We start from the raw sequence: 16,286 nt of genomic DNA on the forward strand, positions 1-16,286 counted from the left end.
CATGGTTGCATTGACACAGAACCGCTGGATCCTGGCGGGATTCCAGGCACTGGATGAAGAGGGGTTCCAGGGCGTATCCGCCGAGCGCCTGGCGCGGCGGCTGAACGTCACGCGCGGGTCCTTCTATCATCATTTCGACAGTCGGGAGGCGTTCGTTCGCGCGCTGCTGGCCGAGTGGGAGCGGGACTATACCGAGCGCATGCTCGCCTATGCCGCGCAAGGTTGCGGTGCGGAGACCATCCTCGCGCGCTATCTGGAGATCGTCGCCGAGAAGCAGCCCGCGCGCGAAGTCGCGATCCGGGCCTGGGCGCTGCAGGACCCGCTGGTGGCCGAGTACCAGAGCCGCGTCGACCGCACGCGCCTGTCGTTCGCCGTGTCGGTGTGCCGCCCGCTGGCGCGCAGCGAGGCCGAGGCCGAACGGATCGCCAGGGCCGTCCACCTCTGCCTGATCGGCGGCCAGCAATCCGGCGATCGGCGTGACCCGGAGGCGTTCCGCAGCCTGCTCCAGGGGATGCTGGCCATTGCTGGCGCCGCGGTGAAGCGCCAGCTTTAGCGGCGGCGGGCCGCAAGTGTCGGCCGCTCGAGCCGGCCGCGATACACGGCTCCGGCATTAGCTGCGCCCGTCACCACACCCGATACACCCGCCCGCTCTGGACCCCGTCCACGCTGCGCCGGTAGGCCAGCGCCACGCGCGCGGCGGGCACGCTCTCGAAGCCGGAGAAATAGGGGCCGTACACGTCCCAGGACTCGGTCAGTACCGTCGGGCTGACCACATTGATGCGGCGGCCGGGCAGTTCGGTTGCGGCCGCGAGCGCGAAGCCTTCGATGGCGACGTTGACGGTGGTTGCATTGCTGCCATTGCGGATGGGCTCATGGGCGACCATGCCACTGGTCAGCGTGATGGAGCCGCCCTCGTTGAGGTGGTGCTGGCCGACCAGCGCGAGCCGGACCTGGCCCAGCAGCTTGTGCTGCAGCCCCAGGTTGAACTGCTCGGCGGTGGTGTCGGCCAGCGGGCCGAAATGCAGGTCGCCGGTGGTGGAGACGATGGCGTCGACCCGGCCCGTGCGTGCAAACAGGCGGTGCACGTCGGCTTCGTCGGTGATGTCGACCTGGAGGTCGCCGCCGCGATGGCCTACGCGCACGATGTCGTGGTCGCGGCCAAGTTCGGTGGCGACGGCCTGGCCGATGACGCCGGTGGCACCGATGATGACGATTTTCATGAGGATTGGCTCCTGGCTGTTGGTTCGCGACGAGTTTGATGGCTTTATCGGGAGGAATAAATAGGCGAGAATTTCCATGACTTGAAACTATTGGTTTGGAATCATGGACAAGCTCAGGAACATCCAGGTCTTCGTCGCGGCCGTGGATGCGGGCAGCTTCAGCGAGGCGGCGCGGCAGCTCGACATCTCGCCGGTGATGGTCGGCAAACATGTGCGCCAGCTGGAAGACCACCTGCGCACGCGCTTGCTCCAGCGCAGCACGCGCCGCCAAAGCCTGACCGATGCCGGCCGGCGCTTCTACGAGGAGGGCCGCAAGGTGCTGGAGCAGTTGGATTGGGCCGAGGCCTCGGTCGAACGCCTGCGCGCCCGGCCCAGCGGCCGCTTGCGCATCAGCGCGGCGACCACGCTGGGCGAATGCGTGATCGCCCCCCTGGCGGCCGATTACCAGCGCCTGCACCCCGAGGTGAGCATCGAACTGGAATTGAGCAACAGCGTGGTGGACCTGGTCGACGAGGGCTTCGACCAGGCCATCCGCATCGGCGGACTCGACTCTGCGCAGTCGCTGGTGGCACGGCCGCTGGGCTTCTACCGCCTGGTCATGTGCGCCGCGCCGGCGTACCTGCGGCGGCATGGCCGGCCCCGCACGCCGGCCGACCTGCCCGCGCACCGCTGCCTCGGGCACGTGGTCGGGAGCCGCCGCACGGCCTGGCGCCTGGCCGGCGCGGAAGGGGAGGCGGCGCATTGGCCAGGCGAGGCCGCCTTCGTCTGCAATGCCGGCCAGGGCCTGCGGCAGGCCGCCTTGCGCGGCGCGGGGCTACTGCTGCAGCCCTATGTCCTGGTGGCCGACGACCTGGCCGCGGGTCGCTTGGTCAGCGTGCTGGAGGCGCACGTGCCGGAAGCGCGGCCGGTCCACCTGCTGTATCGCCAGGATCGGCAGCCGCTGCCCAAGATGACCACATTCGTTGATTTCTTGCTGGCGCAGGCAGCGCCGCTGTTGCAGTAGCGGCGCTGCGGGTGGCTTGTCCAGGTCGAACGGGGCAGGCGGCGGCGCCAGGCGGCACGGCGGTCAGAAGTGCCTGGCCATTCCGATTCACGCGGAGGAGAAGCCAGGCATGGCTCTCACATGCACTTGCGACGGAGAACGCATTACTTGTCGGACGTGGCGCCCTCTGCGCGAGAGCCTTGGGCTCCACGGCAGACCTGCTGGCCAGGAATCTCGATGTCGCGCCCATCCAGGGGCAAGGGCACACCGGGATAAACGTTGAAATCGTCCAACGCGAGACCGTCCACCTTGGCCCCTTCCACGGGGTAGCGCACGCTTCCCGTGGCGGTCAGGCGCGCGCCCGATGCGTCGCACGTCACGGACAGGCTCGCACGCTCTTTCGCCGGCAATTGACGGACCAGTCCGCTGAAACTCAGGTTGACCACTACCGTACCGGAAGTTTTCTGCTGCTCGCCCGGCAAGACCTTGAGCACCGGCTTCACATCCAGCCGGTAGACCGTTTCCGATTCGACTGCATGCAACGGCTTCAGCGTGATCGTCTTGGTCTGGCCCGGCGCGAGCGTCAGCCGGAACGGCGCAGCGAACAGCGCAGGCTTCGCGGCTTCGCCAACCGGTTCGAGTTTTTCGTCTTCCAGTGGAACGCCGGGGTTCAGCAGGCGTGAGAGCGAGATCGATACATATTCCGGACGGTTGCCGTTGTTGATGATTTGAACGGCAACTGCCTTGTCATGAACGACAACATCCTTCGGAATGAGGTCGATCGCGCCAAGCGTTGTTTGGGAGGTAAGCAGGCCGACCATCAAGGCAATGGCCGAACAGCCGGAAGATAGCAGCTTCATGGTCTCGCATCCGTTGATCGAAGAGTCGGCACCGTAGCTCGGGTTTGGCTATGCAAGGCATGCACCTGCATTCTCAACGCCCGCAAGAGAAACGGTCGGCCCGAAATCGCGAACACGGAATGCCGAACAGTTGTTGCCGGAACGTGGTCGATTGAAGGATCGTCCAGGCAAACGCAGCAACGCGTCACAATGCCTTGATGACCGGCTCGAATGTCAACGACAACACGCCGCTGTAAGTTCCTGCCGTGCTCTTGAAGTCACCGGTGGGCGGAAGTGCGGAAACAGTCAGATTGTAGTAACCGACCGAATCGGTTCCAGGCACAGGCGCTGCGGGGTTCTGAAAGTCCGTGCTCTGGCCGACCACCAGTTGCTTCGCAGTACCCTCGTCCGCTCCGACGCTGACAATCGGCTGCCGGAAGACCTTTGTAAGATCTGCCTGATTGCGGATCTGCAGCGGCTCGTCCAGGCGGATCCGAAAGTCTCGCGAAGTCGACAGCACGCGCAGCCGGGCTTTTACCTCATAAGGCGTCTCCCAACCGCCAAGCTGTTGCATGACAAGACCCTGTTCGAACCACCCGCCCTTGTCGTCGGTCACCTGGAAATTGTTGAACCGCGGAACAGTGGCGGTGATCTCGCTCGAGGTTTTTCCGTAAAGATCGATTTGCTCAGCGAGCGCAGGCAGGCCAATCAAGGCAACCAGCACGCCAGCGAGAATACGGTTCTTCATGTCGACTCCTAGGACTTGGTTACGACCGTGAATGTCAGCACATCGCTGTAATCGCCATCCTTCGCAAGCTTGTCTACCGTTGTCGTGAAAGTCGGGACGAAGCAGGTCTTGCCGGAAGTGCTAAGAGGAACGGCAGCGTTGCTGGCATTCGGCAGAGACACTGTCGACGATCCGCTATCCAGCTTGACGCCATACGGCACCGTCTTCGACGTATCGTCCAGGTGCTTGAGCAAATAGCGGCCATTCACCACGCCGTTGGCATTACTTGCGTTGATGATGTAGTTCTTGCCGCTGACTGCCGCACCCGAGTATGTGAAGCAAAGCTGATCCGCGCTGTTGGCGAAGACTTTCGTGTTATCACCCAATTGCAGTTCACCAAGGTGCCAGTCTGGCGCCGTGACGTTGATCGCCACAATCGGAGGTGGTGGAGTTGTCGGTTCGATGACTTTACAGCCCCCCGTTGTCTGATTGCCGAAACGGCTGACATAGGCCGCACCGGCGATTTCCGCGATGTCGTCGCCGTTGGTGTAATTCCCCGCGCGAAGGCCAAGGGCGGGCCAGTCGATAACCAGGCTATTATCTATGATCACCTCGAAAGTCCCAACAAACTCTTTGTCATTTGACCAGATAGTAGGAGGAGAGCCAACGTGCGTGTGGTACATTATGTAGCCCTCCCCAATATACGGTTTTGCGAAGGGTGAATCGTCGTTCAACGTTACACTTTTGGCAGTGGCGTTGTTTGGGTGGGGGATTCCATTTTTATCGTATGTATATAGCAGTAAGCCACGAGAAATAAACCGTTGCCCTCCCAAATGCTTGCTAGCTTCCTTGTAGCTAACATCAACACGAACGGTGCTGGTTCCATCGCCATTTTCAGTCCATGAGCAAGCAGCGTATCCATAGCTGAGGTCAGAAAATTTCAGGATGTATGCGTCGGCTCTGATGGGAAGGAGGATGAGCGATATGAAGAACGTAATAATCGGTAATTTGCGGCCGAAAATTATAATTGCGCTTTTTTCATTGGCGATATTCATTCTTCCAATTCCCGGTAATATTTTGGCATTAAGCCGTTCTGGTGGTGCTTCGTGGTGCAGCTCAAAATAAATAAAATTTCTTGAGATGAAAAACAAAAAACCCAAGGGCGGATGTTCATAAGCGGCTAATCGTTATTGTTTTTTTTTGTTGATCTGATAGATCACGACGCCGTAACCCACACTTAGAAACAATGGGGTTGGCGAAACCTCGGCGTCAGCGGCGTCAACGACGATGTGTTCCTTGGGCCGGAACGTCAGGCGCCACACCTTCGTAACCGATGGCTTCGCCAGTTCCTTGATCGACATTTTGTATCTTTGCCCGGGAGACAATGTGAGCCGGTTGGGTAGCACCAACAGCGTGGGTTGCTCAACCTCCGTGACCGGAACCAGATGCTCCGGGGTCTGCCCAGGATTCGTCACGAGGTGCTGCGTCACGTCCAGGTACAGCGGCGTATCCCCGATGTTTTCGGCCCACAGCTCGCTAACCGGCTTGCCCGGCTCCAGCCTCAGTTCGGTGCGCGACAGCTTCAGAATGCCCGCCGCCAGCGCGCTCGAACAGCACAGGGCTGCCAGAAGGCCCAGCGCCATCCCGAGCCCGCGTTTCATCACGAGCACTCCAGCGTCTTCTGCTCATCGCCGTCGCGCAGCGTCATGCGCGTCGTCGCAAAATGCTGCGGCGTTCCGGGGAACAAGGCCACGGTCTTCGATTCCTTCGCGTTGTTGTACGAAACACCAGTCAACAACTCGTGAACGTTGCCCGTCGTCTCCAGTGTGATGCCGCCGTTTTCGCAACGATGCGCCCAACCGGTGCGCTGCTTGCCCGGCGGGGGCATATGCCGCACCAGCACGCCATAGCCGATCGAGAGCGACATCGGCGCGGTGATCTTGTCCTGCGGCGCCTCATCCACCTTCAGCGCTCTGACCGGCACGATGTACAGCCGGTACAGTTCCTCCTGCTCCGGCTCCATCAGCGATTTCAGGACAATCTGGCGCGTCTGGTTCGGCCCCAGCGTCAGCTTGTCGGGATTCGCAATCATGCCCGGACGCTCGAGTTCGCCAAGGTCGACCTTCTCTTCCGGTGTCATGCCGGGGTTCGTCACCTTCTGCACCGAAATGGATAGATAGAGCGGCGCGTCGCCCACGTTTTTCGCCGTCACCTTCTGCTCGTAGCTGTGGAATACGCGGGTCGAGGCCGGCATCACCATCAGTTGGCCCTCCGCCTGGACTGGCATCGCCGCCGCGAACAACAGCGCGGCCAGGATCGGTGCCGCGCTTGGTGCCTTGAAATTCATATGCTTTCCCCCTGGTTTCATTCGATGTCTTGCGGCTTGCAGCGGAAGTCATTGCCGTTGGCAGCCTTCAGGCTGCACGTTTGCCGACGTCCGCCCCACTCGACCGTAATGTCCGTCAGCGCCGTCTTGCTCACGATCGAGAACAGGCCGTTGCGATGCGCCGTATCGCCGGTTTCCACGATCTTCCCTTGGACCGGTTTTCCCTCGGCGTCCTTCAGGAAGCCGCTGTAGATCATGTTGATGTCGACCTTCGCATCGGCTGCATACACCTGGCCCGGATGCGCGCGCACGATGTTGGCCGGGACTTCGATGTTCATGTCCAGCGCCTCGCTGCTGCTCAGCACGCGCGCAAAGGGCAGGTCGCTGTAGGCATTGAGCGGCACCGCATAGGTGCCGTTGCCTGCCACCGGGTTGCCTTCCACGTTGAAGCCGTACTTCACGCCCTCGACTTCCGGCGTGCGCAACAGCATGGCGCTGCCGCTGCTGCCGTAGCGGCCGAAGGCCACACCGTCCTGGCTCGCCGCGACCATGCCGCGGTAGTTGAAGTCCACGTTGCTGGCGTCGCCGTTGTGGCCGAAGTTCAACGTTGCGTCGCCACGCGTGCCCGAGCGGCTGCCGTACACGTTCACGCCATACTGCGAATTCACGCGGCTGCCCGTGATGCCAACGGTCGTGGTACCGAAACCGTCCTGAAACTCCTTGCGGTAATCGCCGCTCAACTGCGTCTGACCGCCGGCGCGCGCGACGCTGAAGCTCGCCTGCGTCTTGTCGAGCTGCAAGGTCATGTTGAAATACACGCCATAGCCACGGCTGTTCCCGCTGAAGCTGCCCTTCTGCAGGCCCAGCGCGAACGTGGCCCACAAGCCGTTCGGGCGATAGTTCCAGCGCACTTCGGCCTGCTGGGTTTCGCCGCGCGTGGACTTCTGGTAGTTGTAGCCGACCACCGCGCGGCGCAGGTTGTGGCTGATCGCCACACTGGTGCTCGGCGCGCCGGAATAGAAGCGCGACACGCCGTTGTTGAGATAGTGGCTGACCGACAGGCTGCCGAGCCGCTCATTGACCGCCGAAACGCTGAGGTATCCGCCGGTCTTGCGTTCGCCGCTCAGCAGGCCGAGCGTCGGGTTGATGTCGACGTTGCCGACCTTGGTCGGACGCATCACGTTGACTTCGGCCGCCCAGTCGCCGCCGCGCCCGACGAGCCCGGCCGCGTTCAGGTAGAACCGGCTGAAGTTCCGGCTCACGGCGGCCTCCAGCAGGAAGCCGCCTTCGTCTCCCATCTCCTTGCCGGCGGTGACGCGCCACGCATTGCCGCCGCCCGCCGCGCCGAAGTTGACGTTGTTGATCTCGCGGGTTTCCTGGCTGGCTACATTGCCGTTGCGATCGACCAGGCGGACCTGCACCGGGTAGTAGCCGCCCGGAAGATCGGCGAAGCTGATCTCGTTGCGGCCGAGAACGGCGGGCCGCTTAAGGATCAGCCTGCCATTCCGGTAAAACTCGTAGTTTCCCTCGGCGCTAGCGTACAGGACCATCGAGCCCGCATTGCGGTTGGCCTGCAGGTTGCCTTGACTGCCGAAGGTCACGAAGTGGTCGAAGCTCGGCATCAGCAAGGTGCTGACCGAGCCGGACCCGAAGTCGATGCTGTTCTGCTTGCCCGCCCGCACATAGGTGCTGGCGAAATTCTTCTGCAGGTAATACGAGGACAGGCCAGCCGAGCTGCTGCTCATGCCGCGCGCTTCGGTGCTGTTCGCATACCAGTTCATGTAGCCGAAGCTGCGCCCCGGCAGGCCGATCCAGGTATTGCCGTTGATGTTGGCAGCGCGGTACCCGTCGGAGGACGCGCGCAAATTCACGGACTGATTGTTGACCAGGCCGTACGTCGTTGGCGGCGCGATGTAGTCCTCGCGCGAGTCGCGGATGGAGATCGACCGCTTCAGCTTGTCGATCGTGACGTAATAGCCGGCGATCTTTTCATCGCAGCCCTTGCTGCAACGCTTGTAATCGATCTGCGAGAGGACGTTGCGGATGGCCGTGACATCGTCCGGCAAAATGCCGTTTGCCGCGAACTTGACTGCATCGAACTCGAGCGATGCCTCCCGCGCCGAATAATTGATGAACCCGGGAAGGGTCTTCCCATTGAAGGTTCCGACGTAGTTCGCGCTGTCGTCCATTTCGCCCGCGCTGAATCCCTCGGGTACCCCGTACGATACCTTGACCTCTGCGAAGGAGTGCGACGAGGCAAACAGGAAGGCACCCAGCCACAGTTTGTTGAATTGAAAAGGGGCTTGAAAGGTGAGCACGCGGATAGCTTCTGAATTGAACGGGGATCCAGATCGGCAAGCGGAATTCCTTGCTGATGGAATGCAGGAGCCGAAGCCCGGACGGCGTCCGGGCTTCGCTGCGAGGAAAGGCGGCGTTACTTGGTAGTGGCGGCCGGCTCAAACAGCATCACCAGATCGCCGCTGTAGCTGCCGTTGGTGCCCAGGGCATCGTCACCCGTTGCCTTGGTGGGCGCGTCGACGCTGATCTTCAGGTGGTGGATCTCATCGTAGCCACCCTCGACTGCGGCGACCTGGGTGATCGTCTTGACCGAAAGATCCTCGAGGGCCGAGTCGCCTGCCTGGCTCGTGATCGCGACCTTGGCGTTCTTCATCGCGTAGTGGCCGTTCGACATCATCAGCGGCTGGCTCAGCGAAACGTTGAACTTGGGGTTTTTCGTCCAGACGCGGATCGGCAGCTCCTTGTGGAACTTCAGCTGCTTGAAGTCTTCGGCTTCCAGCTCTTCCGTCGTGTACCACGTGGAGCCGTCCGGCTTCGTCACGTAGATGCCGTCGTTGATCTGCGCGGTCAGCGTGATCTTCTTGGACACCTGGTTGTCCGTCTTGGGCGCCGCCGCGTTAGCCGCGCCGACCAGGACGCCGGCCATGCCAAGGGCGAGAACGAGCTTGCTGAGTTTCATATCAATTCCTATTTTTAATTCGGATTGGATAATCGGAATGCGAATCGCGAAGAGCGATTGCAACTGGAGGTGGTGGATAACTGAATTCCACCAGTAGTATTCTTATTTAGTTTGCGGCTCGAAAAAATCAGACGTTACTCAAACTAGCGCGGAGATTTGTAGGAATTGTCTTAGTCCGCGCCGGTTTTCCGGCCGCTTGCGGCGCCCAGCGCCTTCGCTGCAAGCTGCCCACAAAACTCCTGCTGCAGCCACGCGCAACCGAGCGTCGCAACGCCTGGGACGGATCGAACTCGAGGGCTCACGAATATCTATGGGATCTGGCGACAGGACGAGCAGGCGCCAGTCGTGCTGGCAATGCTGGAGGCTTTGGGCAAAGGCGCGGCTGCAGCTTGAGTGAAGGCTTGCCGCGATCCGGCATAGCGCTCGAGCGCTGCTAGCGGCGGGATGTTAGGCTTGCGCTTTTTCCCGCAGCCAACGGACTGCCGCGGCCTCGCCCCCCAACATGCAACCCAAAGACCGCCTTCTTGCCCTCGCCATCGTCCTGGCCTGGGGCATCAATTTCGTCGTCATCAAGGTCGGGCTCGCAGGCATGCCGCCCATGCTGCTGGGCGCGCTGCGTTTTTGCCTGGTGGCCTTTCCGGCCGTCTTCTTCGTACCGCGTCCACGCGTGTCGTGGCGGATGCTGGTGGCCTACGGCGTCACCATCAGCCTCGGCCAGTTCGCCTTCCTCTTCTACTCGATGGCGGTGGGGATGCCTGCGGGGCTGGCATCGCTGGTGCTGCAGGCGCAGGCCTTCTTCACGCTGGCCATTGCGGCGGTGTGGCTGGGCGAGCCGGTGCGATGGTTCAACCTGGCTGGCATGGCGATCGCCGCCGGCGGCCTGGCGCTGATCGGCATGGGCGCGGTGCCGCAGGGTGGGGCGGTGGCCGGCATGAGCGTGGCAGGCTTCCTGCTCACCTTGTGTGCCTCGGCCTGCTGGGCCACCGGCAATATCGTCAGCAAGAAGATCGGCCCGGTGGATCTGCTCGGGCTGGTGGTCTGGGGCGCCCTGATTCCCATCGTGCCATTTGTGCTGTTGTCACTGGGCTTCGAGGGACCGTCGCGCATTGCCGCGAGTGCCGCGCATGTGTCCGGCGCGGCAGTGTTGGCCGTGTGCTACCTGGCGTTCGTGGCCACCTTGTTCGGCTATACGATGTGGGGCCGCTTGCTGACGCGCTACGCGGCCAGCACGGTTGCGCCGCTGACCTTGCTGGTGCCGGTGGTCGGCCTGGTCTCGGCCCATTGGCTGCTCGGCGAGGACCTGGCCGCCGTGCAGTGGGCAGGCGCGGCGGTGGTGATGGCCGGCCTGCTGGTCAATGTGTTCGGCGCGCGCCTGAGGGTGGTGGCCGTCTCCCGCGGCTGAACGGCTGACGCCGCATAGCGCCGCTGGCTCATTCCGTCACGCAATTCAGCAGCCAACGCACGGCGGCGTGCTCCCCGGGCAGCACGCTCTGCACCGCGTCATGCATCAGGCGCAGGCCCCGGTTGCTGTTGGTGAGCAGGACGAGCGCGGACTGCTTTGCCGGGCAGCCCATCACGAAAGCCCGGATCCCCGGCATCTTGCCCCATTGGAAGAAGGTGCCGTGCTCGCGTTCGATGCCCCATCCCAGCCCCCAGCCGACGCCGCTGTCGGGCGACTGAGGCGGCGTGCTATCCAGTGACAGCACCGTGCTTTGCGGCACGCGCGAGACGGGGGTCAGCCACTGCCGGTGGGTGGGCGCACGCAGCCGCTCGCCGCGCAGCACGGCCTGGACGAAGCGGGCGTAGTCCTGCGCCGTCGTCTGCAGGGAATACGAAGCATGCGCCTGCGGCGGGTAGTGCTTCTCGATCCGTTCGGCATGTTCGTGCGGATTGGCGAAATTGCCGGCGAAGCGCGGCTGCCATTCCAGGCTGGAGGAGCCCATGCCCAGCGGCGCGAACACCAGCCGCTGCAGGCTGGCTTCCAGCGGTTCGCCGGTGAGCGATTCCAGCGCGGATTGCAGATAGCCGAAACCGACGCTGGAATAGCTGAAGCGCTCGCCTGGTGGGAAGTAGGTCCGCACGGGATCATTGCCGCGCAGATTGGGCAGGCCCGAGGTGTGCGTCAGCACGTGGCGGGCGGTGATGGCGGCGGCGGCCGCATCGTCTGCCACCACGGGGGCGGTGAAGCGGGACAGGGGCGCGTCCAGGTCCAGCACGCTCGCGTCGGCGATCTGCAGCGCGGCGTAGGACACCAGCGGCTTGGTGAGCGATGCCACGTCGAACACGGTGTGCGCATCGACCGGCGCCTGGCTGGCAGCGTCGCGCACGCCGCCGGTGGCCAGCGCCATCTCCCCTTTGCGCATGATCGCAAGCGAGACGCCGGGTACTGCGGCTTCCTGCATGCAGCGGAAAAGGTGGCTTTCCAGTTCGGGCGCGTTTGTTGTCATGGCGGGTAGGAGAGCGATCCGCGAAGGCATGGGGTGGGACAGCCCGCCGGCCTACGCCGGCCTAGTGTGTGTGCCCGGCCGGCGTGGAATGTGCGGCCGGGCGGGCGTGGCTCAGCCCGGGATGCGCACGGGCAGGTGCGAAAAGCCATGCACAAAGGAGGAGCGCACGCGCGTGGGCGGGCCGACCACTTCGATCACGGGGAAGCGCGGCAGCAGCTCTTCCCACAGGATCTTCAACTGCAGCTCGGCGATGCGGCTGCCCACGCAGCGGTGGATGCCGAAGCCGAAGGACAGGTGCTGCCGCGGCCTTTCCCGGTCGATGATGAAACGGTCCGGCTCGGGGATCATGGACTCGTCCCGGTTGGCGGACAGATACCACATGGCCACCTTGTCGCCCTTGCGGATCGTCTTGCCGCCGAGCTCCGTATCCTGGGTGGCGGTGCGGCGCATATAGGCCAGCGGCGTCTGCCAGCGGATGATCTCCGACACCAGGCTGTCGACCAGGGCCGGATTGGCGCGCAGCTTGGCCATTTCCTGCGGGTTCTGGTGCAGCGCGAGCAGGCCGCCGGTCATCGAGTTGCGGGTGGTGTCGTTGCCGCCGACGATCAGCAGCGCCAGGTTGCCCATGTACTCCATCGGGTTCATCTCGCGCGTGGCGGGGCTGTGGGCCAACATGGAGACGAGGTTCATGCTGGGCGGTGCATTGACGCGTTCGTTCCACAGCCGCGTGAAGTAGACCAGCATCTTGTGCAGTTCCGCCATGCGGACTTCGGGGTCGGGCGCATCGGGGTTGGTGCGCTTGTTGGAGGTGATCATGTCCGACCAGTGGGTCAGCAGGCGCCGGTCTTCGATCGGGAAGTCGAACAGGGTGGCCAGCATCAGCGTGGTCAGCTCGACCGACACCCGCTCGACCCAGTTGAAGGTCTCGTTGCGCGGCAGGCCATCCAGGACCCGGCAGGTGCGTTCGCGGATCAGGTTTTCCCAGGCGCCCAGGTTGCCGGGCGATGCGATCGGGCTCACCACCTTGCGCTCTTCGTCATGCTTGGGCGGGTCCATGGCGATGAACATCTGCAGGCGCTCCTCGCCCGGCGGAAAGTCCATCAGCGTGATGCCGCCGCGGGTAAAGTCGGAGGAGAACAGCTCGTGGTGGGTCTCCACGTGCATGATGTCCCGGTAGCGGGTCACGGACCAGTACTCGCCGATGCCGTCAACCGGGCTGCGAGAGCGATGGACCGGGTCTTCGCGGCGCAGGCGCGCGAAGACGTCGCCGATGGTGTCGTCCACGAACCACTGCGGATCGGAGGGATCGATGCCCTCCAACGACATGGACTGGATCTGCGCGCGCGTAGCCTCTGCGGCAGGGTCGGACAGCAGCTTACCCGTCATGGCCTGGCTCCTCTTGTTCAAGCGGAATCAAAGGCTCCATCGTCGCAGGATGGTCGAGCCGGAACCTGGCCGGGAGCCGCCTGTGCTTCGCCTCCAACATCGACGGCCGACCTCGCAAACCGCGGAGCATCGGACCACCGGCCAGAATCGTACCGGGCCGCTTCCCTGTCAAGGCGGGGAATTGCCCAAGGTTCCCGGCGGGACGCCGGCCGCTTTGCCAGAATCCACATCGCTTTCCGGTTCGCGACTCCTGTGGTCATGCTCGTGTATCCCCTCTAAAAGGGGGTGTCTTCCGATAGTCCGTCAGGTTTTACCCGGGGCTGTCGTTAACCCTGATATTGCGTCGGCGCGTCCGTGAGACAGCGCGCCGCGGTCGGGGTAGCGACCTGGCGGCATCCTGGCCGTCCATCGCGCAGTTCTGTGTCACTTATCGGGTAAGAAGAAATGAAGAATCTTGGAATCGGCATGCGCCTGGGCATCGGCTTCAGCGTGGTGCTGCTGCTGTCGATGCTGATGACGGGCCTGGGCATCTTCCGGCTGCACCAGGTAGCGCAGCACACAGAGGACATGATGCAGGAGCCGCTGGCAAAGGAGCGCATCGTCAGCGACTGGTACCGGCTGATGTATGCCAGCGTGCGGCGCACGACGGCGGTGGCGCGCAGCACCGATCCGGGCCTCGGCGCCTTCTTCGCGAAGGAGACCAAGTTCTCCGCCGACTCCATGGCCACGCTGCGCGACAAGCTGGCGCCGATGCTGTCGTCGAGCGAGGAGAAGGACGCGCTCGCCAAGATCCTCGAGGTGCGCACCCCATACAACGCGGCACGCGACAAGATCACCAAGCTGAAGGAGGATGGCCAGGCCGATGCCGCCAATGAGGTGCTCGAGAAGGAATTCGTGCCGGCCGGCGAAGCCTACCTGGGTGCGTTGGAGAAACTGCTGGAGATCCAGCGCAACAGCATCGACGCGACCGCGCGCGATATCAATGCCATCTATGCGTCGTCGCGTAACGGCCTGATCGTGCTTGGCGCGATCGCACTGGCCATCGGCGTGGCGTTCTCGGTCTGGCTGACGCGCGGCATCACCGGCCCGCTGCACCGCGCGGTCACCTTCGCGCGCACCGTCGCAGCGGGTGACCTGAGCAGCCGCATCGAGGTGGACGGCAAGGACGAAACCGCGCAGCTGCTGCGCGCGCTCGGCGAGATGAACGACAACATCCTGCGCATCGTGCGCCAGGTGCGCAATTGCTCCGACTCGATCGCCACTGGCACCAGCCAGATCGCGGCCGGCAATACCGACCTGTCGCAGCGCACCGAGGAACAGGCATCGTCGCTGCAGGAGACTGCGTCCAGCATGGAAGAGCTGACCGGCATCGTGCGCCAGAACGCCGACAACGCCAAGCAGGCTAGCGGGCTGGCCGTCAACGCTTCGGAGATCGCCGTGCGCGGCGGCGAGGTGGTCGGCGAGGTGGTCGACACGATGGAGCAGATCAGCGGCGCTTCCAGGAAGGTGGTGGAAATCATCGCCGTGATCGAGGGCATCGCCTTCCAGACCAATATCCTGGCGCTGAACGCGGCGGTGGAAGCCGCGCGCGCGGGCGAGCAGGGCCGCGGCTTCGCGGTGGTGGCCGGCGAAGTGCGCAGCCTGGCGCAGCGCAGCGCCACCGCGGCCAAGGAGATCAAGGCCCTGATCGGCGACTCGGTCGAGCGCGTGGAGACGGGTTCGCAACTGGTGGCCCAGGCCGGCCAGACCATGGAAGGCATCGTCGGCGCGGTCAAGCGCGTGACCGACATCATGGGCGAAATCAGCGCCGCGTCGTTCGAGCAGAGCGCCGGCATCGACCAGGTCAGCCAGGCCGTCACGCAGATGGATACGGTGACGCAGCAGAACGCCGCGCTGGTCGAGCAGGCGGCGGCGGCCGCCGGGTCGCTGGAGGAACAGGCCCGCCGGCTGAGCGAGGCGGTGTCATCGTTCCGTCTGGCGGCCTGAGGCCGGCGCGCTCGCCCGCATCCCCGTCACGCATCAACTTGCCGCTCCCTTGCTGGTTGCAGGTTCGGGGGTAGGCTGAATCGCTTGCTGCGCTGCCTGCGCCCGCCGCGGCCACCGGCCATTGAGCACCGCGTAGGCCACCAGACCGATCACCAGACCCCAGAACGCCCCGCCGATGCCCAGCAGCTTGATGTTGGCGGCGGCAGCCAGGAAGGTGATCAGCGAGGCTTCGCGCGCCTTCGCATCGGCCATGGCGCTGGCGAGACTGCCACCAATGGTTCCCAGCAGGGCCAGGCCCGCCAGCGTGGTGATGAAGGTCGCCGGGAAAGCCATGAAGACAGCGGCGAGCGTCACCCCGAACACCCCGACGAGGATGTAGAAGACGCCTGCGGCGATGCCTGCGATCCAGCGCTTGGACGGGTCTTCGTGCGCTTCCCTGCCGGTGCAGATCGCCGCCGTGATCGCGGCGATGTTGAAGGCGTGCGAGCCGAATGGCGCCATCAGCAATGAGCCCAGTCCGGTAACCGTGACGATGGGATTGGCGCTGGTCTTGAAGCCATCGTTGCGCAGTACCAGCAAGCCGGGCATGTATTGGCCGGTCAGCGTGATCAGGAACAGTGGCAGGGCCACGCTCAGCAGGGCGTTGAGCGAAAATGCCGGCATGGTGAAGACGGGAGCGGCAAGCTTCAATTGCAAGCCCGAGAGATCGACTCGATCCTGGATCAACAAGAAGGCTAGCCCCAGCACCAGGATGCCCACCACGGCGTAGCGAGCGGTAAAGCGCTTGAGCACGGCATAGGCGACGATCAGCAAGCCGGCCAGCAAGGGGTCGATGCTCATGCCGCCGAAGGCGCCAATGCCGAACTGCAGCAGGATGCCGGCCAGCAGCCCGGCAGCCACGCCCGGCGGGATCAAGCGGATGACCTTCTCGAAGTAGCCCGATAGTCCGAGCGCCACAAAGGCGGCCGCGGAGACCAAGTACGCGCCCACCGCTTCCGCGTAGGGCGTGGTTGCCAGTGCCGTAACGAGAAACGCGGCTGCCGGCGTGGACCAGGCCGTGATGATTGGTTCGCGGAAACTCCAGCTCAGCAAGATTCCCGTCACCCCCACGCCGATCGAAATCGACCACACCCACGAGGCCGTCAACGCCGGGCTCAGGCCAGCCACTTTGGCCGCCTGGAACACCAGGATGAAGGTGCCGCCGTAGTTGACGATGACCGAGATGAGCCCGGCCACGACGGGATGGGTGAGATCGCGCAAGCGAACGGACGAAGGTGAGCTGGCAGATGGCATGGCCTGAATGCGACTCCTGAAAGCGGTTTGATTGACGTGTTTGGTTGACGTGTTAGAGCTACTGCTTTGTAGCTCTAAAATGGATGGTTGTACCCCGCCACTT

15 protein-coding genes are annotated in these 16,286 nt (G+C 63.6%); 4 read left to right on the plus strand and 11 right to left on the minus strand.

The annotated features are described in order from the left end of the window. Position 1 precedes the first annotated feature (1 nt). On the plus strand, positions 2–553 hold the full coding sequence (locus tag AC1Z3O_RS23925) for a TetR/AcrR family transcriptional regulator (RefSeq protein ID WP_483518351.1): 552 nt from the start codon (positions 2–4) through the stop codon (positions 551–553). A gap of 70 nt (positions 554–623) precedes the next feature. Here the strand turns inward: AC1Z3O_RS23925 and AC1Z3O_RS23930 are convergent, their stop codons facing one another. Further along, entirely contained in the window at positions 624–1,220 is a 597-nt protein-coding gene (locus AC1Z3O_RS23930) for a short chain dehydrogenase (protein ID WP_483518352.1), read from the minus strand. Between the two features lie 103 nt (positions 1,221–1,323). Between AC1Z3O_RS23930 and AC1Z3O_RS23935 the strand changes: the two genes are divergently transcribed. Continuing rightward, positions 1,324–2,223, plus strand: coding sequence for a LysR family transcriptional regulator (locus tag AC1Z3O_RS23935; protein ID WP_483518353.1), 900 nt, complete (start codon positions 1,324–1,326; stop codon positions 2,221–2,223). A gap of 143 nt (positions 2,224–2,366) precedes the next feature. On the opposite strand, the gene AC1Z3O_RS23940 is transcribed toward AC1Z3O_RS23935, so the two are convergent. The 7 genes from AC1Z3O_RS23940 to AC1Z3O_RS23970 all read right to left on the minus strand — a co-directional run bounded on the left by AC1Z3O_RS23940 (position 2,367) and on the right by AC1Z3O_RS23970 (position 9,071). Beyond that, on the minus strand, positions 2,367–3,062 hold the full coding sequence (locus AC1Z3O_RS23940) for a hypothetical protein (RefSeq protein WP_483518354.1): 696 nt from the start codon (positions 3,060–3,062) through the stop codon (positions 2,367–2,369). A gap of 184 nt (positions 3,063–3,246) precedes the next feature. Beyond that, positions 3,247–3,789 carry a hypothetical protein gene (locus tag AC1Z3O_RS23945; protein ID WP_483518355.1) on the minus strand — a complete coding sequence of 181 codons (543 nt, stop codon included), beginning with the start codon at positions 3,787–3,789 and terminating at the stop codon, positions 3,247–3,249. 8 nt (positions 3,790–3,797) lie between these two features. Next, positions 3,798–4,928 (minus strand): hypothetical protein, encoded by a 1,131-nt coding sequence (locus AC1Z3O_RS23950; RefSeq protein ID WP_483518356.1) that lies wholly within the window; start codon positions 4,926–4,928, stop codon positions 3,798–3,800. A 27-nt stretch (positions 4,929–4,955) separates the two neighbouring features. Next, the gene (locus AC1Z3O_RS23955) at positions 4,956–5,429 is read right to left on the minus strand and encodes a fimbrial biogenesis chaperone (protein WP_483518357.1); all 474 of its coding nucleotides are present in this window, start codon (positions 5,427–5,429) and stop codon (positions 4,956–4,958) included. Continuing rightward, a complete protein-coding gene (locus AC1Z3O_RS23960) occupies positions 5,429–6,028 on the minus strand; it encodes a pilus assembly protein (protein WP_483518358.1) in 600 nt (199 codons plus the stop codon). Before AC1Z3O_RS23960 ends, AC1Z3O_RS23955 begins: the two co-directional genes overlap by 1 nt. 104 nt (positions 6,029–6,132) lie before the next feature. After that, positions 6,133–8,283, minus strand: coding sequence for a TcfC E-set like domain-containing protein (locus AC1Z3O_RS23965; protein ID WP_483521952.1), 2,151 nt, complete (start codon positions 8,281–8,283; stop codon positions 6,133–6,135). Between the two features lie 245 nt (positions 8,284–8,528). Further along, a complete protein-coding gene (locus AC1Z3O_RS23970) occupies positions 8,529–9,071 on the minus strand; it encodes a fimbrial assembly protein (RefSeq protein WP_483518359.1) in 543 nt (180 codons plus the stop codon). A gap of 502 nt (positions 9,072–9,573) precedes the next feature. Between AC1Z3O_RS23970 and AC1Z3O_RS23975 the strand changes: the two genes are divergently transcribed. Beyond that, complete coding sequence (locus AC1Z3O_RS23975) at positions 9,574–10,473, plus strand: EamA family transporter (protein WP_483518360.1); 900 nt, start codon at positions 9,574–9,576, stop codon at positions 10,471–10,473. A 28-nt stretch (positions 10,474–10,501) separates the two neighbouring features. Here AC1Z3O_RS23975 and AC1Z3O_RS23980 read toward each other — a convergent pair whose 3' ends face one another. Both AC1Z3O_RS23980 and AC1Z3O_RS23985 read right to left on the minus strand, forming a co-directional pair. Continuing rightward, positions 10,502–11,518 carry a serine hydrolase domain-containing protein gene (locus AC1Z3O_RS23980; RefSeq protein ID WP_483518361.1) on the minus strand — a complete coding sequence of 339 codons (1,017 nt, stop codon included), beginning with the start codon at positions 11,516–11,518 and terminating at the stop codon, positions 10,502–10,504. A gap of 111 nt (positions 11,519–11,629) precedes the next feature. Further along, on the minus strand, positions 11,630–12,904 hold the full coding sequence (locus tag AC1Z3O_RS23985) for a cytochrome P450 (RefSeq protein ID WP_483518362.1): 1,275 nt from the start codon (positions 12,902–12,904) through the stop codon (positions 11,630–11,632). Positions 12,905–13,348: 444 nt separating this feature from the next. Here AC1Z3O_RS23985 and AC1Z3O_RS23990 point away from each other — a divergent pair, with 444 nt between their 5' ends. Further along, positions 13,349–14,890 (plus strand): methyl-accepting chemotaxis protein, encoded by a 1,542-nt coding sequence (locus tag AC1Z3O_RS23990; RefSeq protein WP_483518363.1) that lies wholly within the window; start codon positions 13,349–13,351, stop codon positions 14,888–14,890. 33 nt (positions 14,891–14,923) lie between these two features. Here AC1Z3O_RS23990 and AC1Z3O_RS23995 read toward each other — a convergent pair whose 3' ends face one another. Further along, the gene (locus AC1Z3O_RS23995; protein ID WP_483521954.1) at positions 14,924–16,183 is read right to left on the minus strand and encodes a benzoate/H(+) symporter BenE family transporter; all 1,260 of its coding nucleotides are present in this window, start codon (positions 16,181–16,183) and stop codon (positions 14,924–14,926) included. Positions 16,184–16,286 lie beyond the last annotated feature (103 nt).

The sequence above is a fragment of the Cupriavidus sp. 09_S30 genome (genome assembly GCF_056930435.1).